General features: G+C 70.6%; 9 protein-coding genes and 1 tRNA gene. 7 read left to right on the top strand and 3 right to left on the bottom strand.

Annotation, left to right across the window (positions count from 1 at the left end; all coding sequences use genetic code 11):
- The 4 genes from H0T81_RS04920 to H0T81_RS04905 form a co-directional block, all read left to right on the top strand.
- Nucleotides 1-115: cytochrome c oxidase subunit 3 (locus H0T81_RS04920; RefSeq protein ID WP_294010467.1), on the top strand; the 115-nt coding region annotated here is incomplete at its 5' end.
- Between the two features lie 13 nt (nt 116-128).
- The gene (locus tag H0T81_RS04915; RefSeq protein WP_366474089.1) at nt 129-758 is read left to right on the top strand and encodes an SURF1 family protein; all 630 of its coding nucleotides are present in this window, start codon (nt 129-131) and stop codon (nt 756-758) included.
- Nucleotides 755-1,984 carry a pitrilysin family protein gene (locus H0T81_RS04910; protein WP_294010462.1) on the top strand — a complete coding sequence of 410 codons (1,230 nt, stop codon included), beginning with the start codon at nt 755-757 and terminating at the stop codon, nt 1,982-1,984. The genes H0T81_RS04915 and H0T81_RS04910 overlap by 4 nt, the downstream gene beginning before the upstream one ends.
- Entirely contained in the window at nt 1,981-2,859 is an 879-nt protein-coding gene (locus tag H0T81_RS04905; RefSeq protein WP_294010460.1) for a class I SAM-dependent methyltransferase, read from the top strand. The genes H0T81_RS04910 and H0T81_RS04905 overlap by 4 nt, the downstream gene beginning before the upstream one ends.
- A 6-nt stretch (nt 2,860-2,865) precedes the next feature.
- Here H0T81_RS04905 and H0T81_RS04900 read toward each other — a convergent pair whose 3' ends face one another.
- The 3 genes from H0T81_RS04900 to H0T81_RS04890 are packed head-to-tail and all read right to left on the bottom strand — an operon-like array spanning nt 2,866 to nt 4,504.
- On the bottom strand, nt 2,866-3,513 hold the full coding sequence (locus H0T81_RS04900) for a heme exporter protein CcmB (RefSeq protein ID WP_294010459.1): 648 nt from the start codon (nt 3,511-3,513) through the stop codon (nt 2,866-2,868).
- Nucleotides 3,510-4,091, bottom strand: coding sequence for a heme ABC exporter ATP-binding protein CcmA (gene ccmA / locus H0T81_RS04895; RefSeq protein WP_294010458.1), 582 nt, complete (start codon nt 4,089-4,091; stop codon nt 3,510-3,512). Before ccmA ends, H0T81_RS04900 begins: the two co-directional genes overlap by 4 nt.
- Nucleotides 4,088-4,504, bottom strand: coding sequence for a metallopeptidase family protein (locus tag H0T81_RS04890; protein ID WP_294010456.1), 417 nt, complete (start codon nt 4,502-4,504; stop codon nt 4,088-4,090). Before H0T81_RS04890 ends, ccmA begins: the two co-directional genes overlap by 4 nt.
- Nucleotides 4,505-4,602: 98 nt before the next feature.
- Between H0T81_RS04890 and H0T81_RS04885 the strand changes: the two genes are divergently transcribed.
- From H0T81_RS04885 to H0T81_RS04875, 3 genes are all read left to right on the top strand, one after another.
- Nucleotides 4,603-4,693, top strand: a tRNA-Ser gene (locus H0T81_RS04885).
- A 37-nt stretch (nt 4,694-4,730) separates the two neighbouring features.
- Nucleotides 4,731-5,210 (top strand): peptide-methionine (R)-S-oxide reductase MsrB, encoded by a 480-nt coding sequence (gene msrB, locus H0T81_RS04880; protein ID WP_294010454.1) that lies wholly within the window; start codon nt 4,731-4,733, stop codon nt 5,208-5,210.
- Nucleotides 5,211-5,226: 16 nt separating this feature from the next.
- Nucleotides 5,227-6,969, top strand: coding sequence for a cytochrome c biogenesis protein CcdA (locus H0T81_RS04875; RefSeq protein WP_294010452.1), 1,743 nt, complete (start codon nt 5,227-5,229; stop codon nt 6,967-6,969).
- Nucleotides 6,970-6,990 lie beyond the last annotated feature (21 nt).

Here is a 6,990-nt window from a genome sequence, read left to right as displayed (position 1 = left end):
GCATTTCGGCTTCGAGGCGGCGGCCTGGTACTGGCACTTCGTCGACGTCGTCTGGCTGTTCCTGTTCGTGTCGATCTACGTGTGGGGCGGCTGGGGCGCGCCGGTCCACGGCTGATGCGGCTTCGCCAGTGAGCGAGCCCGCGCCGCCGGCCCAAGCGATGATCCGCAAGCTGCCGCTGTTGGCGACGTCGGTCGTCGGCCTGGCGGTCGCGGTGATGATCGGTCTTGGCATCTGGCAGCTTCAGCGAGCCGCGGAAAAAGACCAGTTGCTCGACCGCTATCGAGCCGCTCAGAACCTGCCGCCGATCAGCTTCCCGACCACACCGATCCACAGCGACCGATTGCCGCTGTTCCGCCATTCGACGGGAGTCTGCCTGAGGCCGGTGTCCAAGCGCAGCACCGCCGGCCGGAATCGCGCCGGCGACCCCGGCTACGTCCAGATCGTCGATTGCAGCACGGGCATCGAAGGGCCGGGGATGAGCGTCGAGGTCGGCTGGTCGAAGAACCCGAATGTCGCCGTCAACTGGCCGGGCGGACCGGTCAGCGGCATCATCGCTCCCGACAGCCGGTCGCGCATGCGGCTGGTCGCCGCGACGGCCCCGCCGGGGCTCGAGCCGAGCGCTCCGCCGTCGATCGCCCAGATCCCCAACAATCACCGGTCCTACGCGGTGCAATGGTTCCTGTTCGCGCTGATCGCCGCGGTGATCTACGCCCTCGCGCTGCGCAAGAAACTGAACGACGAGGCGAACAAGGCATGAGCGCCGACCTCCACCGCCTTGCCAACGGCCTGTCGGTCGCGATCGACCCGCTTCCCGGCTCGGAATCGGTCGCGCTCGGCCTGTACGCGAAGGTCGGCTCGCGGTCCGAGCCCGAGCCGCTGTCGGGCCTCGCCCACCTCGTCGAGCATATGGTGTTCAAGGGCGCTCGCGGCCGCGACACGCGCGCGCTTGCCGAGGCGATCGAGGATGTCGGCGGCCACCTCAACGCCTGGACATCGCGCGACCAGACGGCGTTCCACGGCCGCGCTTTGGCCCGCGACCTGCCGTTGGTCGCCGAGCTGATCGCGGACCTGGTGCGGGCTCCGCACTTCGACGACGCGCATCTCGAGCGCGAAAAGCAGGTGATCCTGTCCGAGCTCGGCGAGTGCGTCGATTCGCCCGACGATCTGGTCCACGACCATCTGTTCGAAGCGGCGTTCGATGGGCAGGCGATCGGCCGCTCGGTGCTGGGCCGGGCGGAGACGGTGCGCGCCATTGGCCGCGACGACTGCCTGGGCTGGCTGGACCAGCAGTTCGTGCCGTCGCGGCTGATCCTCGCGGCCGGCGGCAAGGTCGACGGGCAAGCGCTGCTCGGCCTCGCCGAGCGGTTGTTCGGCGACCTGGAACCGACGCCCGAGCCCGCGATCGAACCGGCGCGATTCACCCGCGGCGTGCGCAACGATCGCCGAGTGTTCGAGCAGGCGCATTGGTGCGTTGCGCTGCCCGGCCTTCGAAGCGCCGACCCGCAAGTCCCGGCGCTGTCGATCTTCGTCCAGGCGCTGGGCGGCGGGAGCTCGTCGCGGCTGTTCCAGGAACTGCGCGAGGAACGCGGCCTCGCTTACTCGATCTATGCGTGGAACCAGGGCTTCGACGACACCGGGCTGGTCGGCATCGGCTGCGCCGCCGACCGCGCCCGAGCCGCGGAATCGATCGCTCTCGCCCGCGAGGTGCTCGGCCAGGCCTCCGAGACCCTGAGCGAGCCCGAAGTCCAGCGGGCGCGCGCGCAGATCGAGGCCGGGCTGCTGATGAGCCAGGAATCGCCGCAGGGCCGGGCCGACCATCTTGCCCGCTCGATCGAGATTTTCGGCCGGATCGTTTCTCCCGACGAGCTGATCGCCAACCTTCGGGCGGTGGATGCGCCGGCGGCCCGCGCCGCGGGAGCCGCCTTGCTCGACGGGCCGGTGGCCGTCGCATCGGTGGGGGCGAAGCTGGCGCTGGCTGCGTGAGTCCGCTCCAAACGATCGTCGCCGAGCCCTGGGACGATTGGGGGCTGGTCGACAGCGGCGGCGGCCAGAAGCTCGAGCGGTACGGGCCGGTGACGGTCGCGCGGCCGGAACCGCAGGCGATGTGGGCGGCGGCGAACGCCGACTGGGAGCCCGACGCGACCTTCGTCCCCGGCTCCGACGAGGAGGGCGGCGGGCGCTGGGTCGAGCACCGGGGAGTCCCCCGCGAATGGGAATTGGCGCGCGGTCCGGTCCGGTTCCACGCCTCGCTGACTCCGTTCCGCCACTTGGGATTCTTTCCCGACATGGCGCCGCAATGGGACTGGATGCGCGCCAACGTCGAGGCAAGCGGCTCCGAGGACAAGGAGGTCCTCAACCTGTTCGGCTACACGGGCGTCGGCAGCCTGCTGCTCAGCGATGCCGGCGCCCGGCTGGTCCACGTCGACGCGTCGAAGAAATCGGTCGAGGGCGGCAAGGCCAATGCCGCGCTGTCGGCAATGGCCGACCGGCCGATCCGCTGGATCGTCGACGACGCGCGCAAGTTCACGGCCCGCGAGGTGCGGCGCGGCCGCCGCTACGAAGGAATCCTGCTCGACCCGCCCAAGTTCGGCCGCGGCCCCGAAGGCGAAGTGTGGCGGCTCGAGGAGCATCTCGGCGGCTTGCTCGCCGACTGCCGCCGATTGCTCGATGCCGACAGCCGGTTCCTGGTGCTCACCGTCTATGCGGTTCGGATGTCGGCGCTGGCGATCGGCGAGCTGGTCCGGCAGACTCTCGGCGACCTCGGGGGCACCGTCGAGGCCGGTGAGATGGCGGTGCGCGAGGAAGCCCGCGGACTGCTGCTGCCGACCGCGATCTTCGCGAGGTGGAGCAAGGACTAGACGGGATTACGTGCGCCCGGCGCGGATCGCGGCTCCGGCGACGAACGGCGCGCCGGCGCAGAGCAGCAACGACACCGCCGCCTCGAGCAGCAGCGCACCCGAGCCGCCGCCAGATTCGCCCGCGCCGCTCGCCGCCGCGCCGAAGATCAGCAACGGCACCGCAAGCGGCAGCAGAAGGATCCCGGCCAGCGCCCCGGCGCGCGGCAGCCCGGCGGTCAGCGCCGCGACCGCGACCGCCAGCCCCGCCAGCCCCGGAGTCCCGACCGCCAGCGCGAGCAGCGTCATTTTCAGCCCCTCGGAGCCGAGCCCGAGCAGCGTCGAACCCGGCACCGCGGCGAGCAGCAGCAGCGGCGCAAAGGTCAGCCAGTGAGCGACGATCTTGGCAACCGCGACGCTCTCCTCGGTCAGCCCGTGAAGCGCGAGCTGGTCGAGCACTCCCTCGGCGCGATCCGGTTCGACCAGCCGCTCGATCGGCAGCAGCGCCGCGGTCAGGGCCGCGATCCACAGCGCTCCGCCGCCAATCCGCTCGAGCAATTGCGCGTCGGGCCCGACCGCGAACGGAACCAGCGTCGCGACCAGCAGGAAGAAGGCGAGCGGAAGCCAGGCCGCCCCGCCGAGGGCTCGGCGAACGTCGCGGGCAATGAGTGCGGTCACGCGAATGCCCCTTGGCCGAGCTCCAGCCGTGCCCAGTCTCCGCCGAGGGTCGAATGCGATGCTGCAAGCACCGCTCCGCCCGCCGCGCGATGGCTCGCGACCAGCGCCTCGAGCCGCTCGACGCCGTTTGCATCGAGACCGTTGAGCGGCTCGTCGAGCAGCCACAGTTTCGCTTCCGACGCGGCGACCCGGGCGAGCGTCGCGCGCTTCGCCTGGCCCGACGACAGCAGCCGCACCGGGACCTCGGCGAGCCCGGCGAGGCCCATCGCATCCATCGCGCCGGCGAGCCGGTCGGCGGTGCCGCCAAGCCGGGCCCAGAACATCAGCGCCTTGCGCAGCGGCAGCTCGCGGTCGAGCGCCAGCATCTCGTCCGACAGCGCCAGCGCGCTGCGCTCGACCCGCCCCGCATCCGCCCGCAGCAGGCCCGCAGCGAGGCGGATGAGGCTGGTCTTGCCGCTGCCGTTGGGGCCGGTCACGTGCAGCGCTTCGCCGGGGCCGAGCCTGAGGTCGAGCCCTTCCAGCAGTAGCTGCCCGCCGCGCCGCAGGGTCACTCCTTCGAACCTGAGAAGCGGCTTCACCGGACCGATTCCTCGAGCGCGTGCATGTCGGCGTCCGAAAAGCCGAAATGATGCCCCGCCTCATGGATCAGGATGTGCGCGACGAGGCGCTCGAGACTGTCCTCGCCATCGGCCCATTCGTCGAGGATTGGCCGGCGGAACAGCAGGATCCGGTCCGGCAGGTTGCCCGAAAGGTCGACGCTCTTGTGGTTGAGCGGCACCCCTTCGTAGAGGCCGGTGAGATCGAACGGATCGTCGATCCCCATCGACTCCAAAATCTCGTCGCTGGCGAACTCGTCGACCTGCAGCACGACGTCCTTCAAGTGGCTGGCGAACGGCTCGGGCAAAGCGTCGAGCGTCCGCCGGGCGATCGCCTCAATGTCCGCGGCCGACGGCGCGGGCCCGTGGCTGCGTCGGATCTCGGCCTCATCCATGACCCAGCGCCCTAGGGTCGCGTTGCGGAGGCGGCAAGCCGCGCAACCTTGCCCGCAAACGCGCCCCACCCTAGATGGCTGGTCCTTCCAGTGCATGCGGAGCGGTGGCCGAGTGGTCGAAGGCGCTCGCCTGGAAAGTGAGTATACGGCAAAACCGTATCGAGGGTTCGAATCCCTCCCGCTCCGCCAGCTGCCGTTCAGGTGAGTTCGCGCTAGAGGCTGACCGATGATCGACCGAAGGACATTGCTTGCAAGCGGCGGCGCGGCGGTGGCGGGCGCGCTTCTGCTCGGCCGGTCGAGCGACGCGGCGGCGGCCCGTTACCCCGTCACCAAGACCGCGGCCGAGTGGCGCAGGCAGCTCGGGCCGCAACGTTACCGCATCCTGCGCGAGGCGGGGACCGAGCGGTCCTATTCGAGCCCGCTCAACAAGGAGCGTCGCCGCGGCCGCTATCTGTGCGCCGGCTGCGCCAATCCGCTGTTCCCGTCGGCGACCAAGTTCGAAAGCGGCACCGGCTGGCCGAGTTTCTACAGGCCGCTTCCAAAGGCGATCGTCACCCACGAGGACCGCAGCTTTCTCATGGCGCGAACCGAGGTGCTGTGCGCGCGGTGCGGCGGTCATCTCGGCCACGTCTTCCGCGACGGGCCCAAGCCGACCGGCCTTCGCTATTGCCTGAACGGGCTGGCGCTCCGATTCCAGCCGGCTTGAGCCACTCGACCTTTCGATGCTGATCGTCCTGCTCGCCTACCTCGGCGGGGTGCTGACCATCCTCAGCCCGTGCATCCTGCCGGTGCTGCCGTTCGTCTTCGCGCGCGCCGACCGCGGCTTTGTGCGGGGCGCCTTGCCGCTGCTCGCCGGAATGGCGCTGACCTTCGCCGCGGTCGCGACCCTGGCCGCGGTCGGCGGCGGCTGGGCGGTCCGCGCCAACGAGGTCGGCCGCTGGGCGGCCCTGGCGCTGCTGGCGCTGTTCGGTCTCGCGCTCGTCGTGCCGTCATTGTCGGAGCGAATGACCCGGCCGCTGGTCGCGTTCGGTTCGCGGCTGTCGGAGCGCGCCACAAGCAGGCCCGGCGGCGACAGCATCGGCTCGTCGCTGCTGCTCGGCGCAGCGACCGGGCTGCTGTGGGCGCCCTGCGCGGGGCCGATCCTCGGCATCATCTTCACCGCCGCCGCGATCGAGGGCGCGAGCATCAACACGACCTTGCTGCTGCTCGCCTACGCGCTCGGCGCGGCGACCTCGCTGGGCCTCGCGCTGCTGGTCGGCGGCAAGGTCTTCGCCCGGATGAAGAAGTCGCTCGGCGCCAGCGAGCGCATCCGCCAGGTGCTCGGGGTGCTGGTGCTGCTCGGGGTTTCGGGAATCGCGCTGGGGCTCGACACGCGCGTGCTGGCCCGGCTGTCGGCGACCCAGACCGCGAGCCTCGAAAGCACTCTGGCGCGCAAGCTCGGAGTCGGCGGGATCGCCGCCGACAGCAAGGTGGCGGTCGGCGCCGGCGGACAGTTGATCCTGCCGGTCGAAGGCACGCTGCCGCCGCTCGACGGGCTCGGCCCGTGGATCAACGGCCCGCCGCTGACCCGCGAGCAGCTGCGCGGCAAGGTCGTGCTGATCGACTTCTGGACCTACAGCTGCATCAACTGCCTGCGCTCCATCCCCTTCGTCCGCGCCTGGCACGAGCGCTACGCAAAGGACGGGCTGGTGGTAATTGGAGTCCACGCGCCCGAGTTCGCGTTCGAACGCGAGCCCGACAATGTGCGCAAAGCCGTGCGCGACCTCGGCATCCGCTATCCGGTCGCGCTCGACAACAAGTACAAGCTGTGGACCGCGCTCAAGAACAATTACTGGCCGGCGCATTACTTCATCGACGCCAAGGGCCGGGTGCGCTTCCACCATTTCGGCGAGGGCGGCTACCGCCGGTCGGAGCAGGTGATCCGCCAGCTGCTCGCCGAAGCCGGCCGGGCGCCGAAAGGGGGGCCAATGGCACGGGCCGTCGCGCGCGACGACTCCGAAGCCGCGGCCGCGATCGCCGCGCTCAAGTCGCCGGAGACCTACATCGGCTACTGGCGAGCGGAGCGCTTCGTTTCGCCGGGCGGCCTGGTCCGCGATCGCCCCGCCCGGTACCGGTCCGCGCCGCTGAAGCTCAACGACTGGGCGCTCGAGGGCGGCTGGACGGTCGGCGAGAAAAGCGCCCGTTCAGGCACCGCCGGAGCGAAGATCCACTACCGTTTCCACGCGCGCGACCTGCACCTGGTACTGGCCTCGCCCGGCGGACGGCCGGTGCGCTTCCGAGTGACCCTCGACGGCAAGGCCCCGGGAGCGGACTCCGGCGGCGACGTCGCGGCCGACGGCATCGGCACATTCGAGCGCGAGCGGCTCTACCAGCTGATCCGCCAAAAGGGTGAGGTCGGCGAGCGGACGTTCACGATCGAGTTCCTCGACCCCGGAGTCGAGGCGTTCGCCTTCACCTTCGGCTGAGTGAGGGCATTCCGGGTGGAG

The sequence above is a fragment of the Sphingomonas sp. genome (assembly GCF_013812825.1).
GTDB lineage: Bacteria > Pseudomonadota > Alphaproteobacteria > Sphingomonadales > Sphingomonadaceae > Sphingomicrobium.
This window is presented reverse-complemented; position numbering and strand designations above follow the sequence as displayed.

Coding starts and splice junctions, on each gene's coding strand:
- H0T81_RS04890 (WP_294010456.1), bottom strand. CDS start 4,504: ATGGATGAGGCCGAGATCCGACGCAGCCACGGGCCCGCGCCGTCGGCC.
- H0T81_RS04910 (WP_294010462.1), top strand. CDS start 755: ATGAGCGCCGACCTCCACCGCCTTGCCAACGGCCTGTCGGTCGCGATC.
- msrB (WP_294010454.1), top strand. CDS start 4,731: ATGATCGACCGAAGGACATTGCTTGCAAGCGGCGGCGCGGCGGTGGCG.
- H0T81_RS04875 (WP_294010452.1), top strand. CDS start 5,227: ATGCTGATCGTCCTGCTCGCCTACCTCGGCGGGGTGCTGACCATCCTC.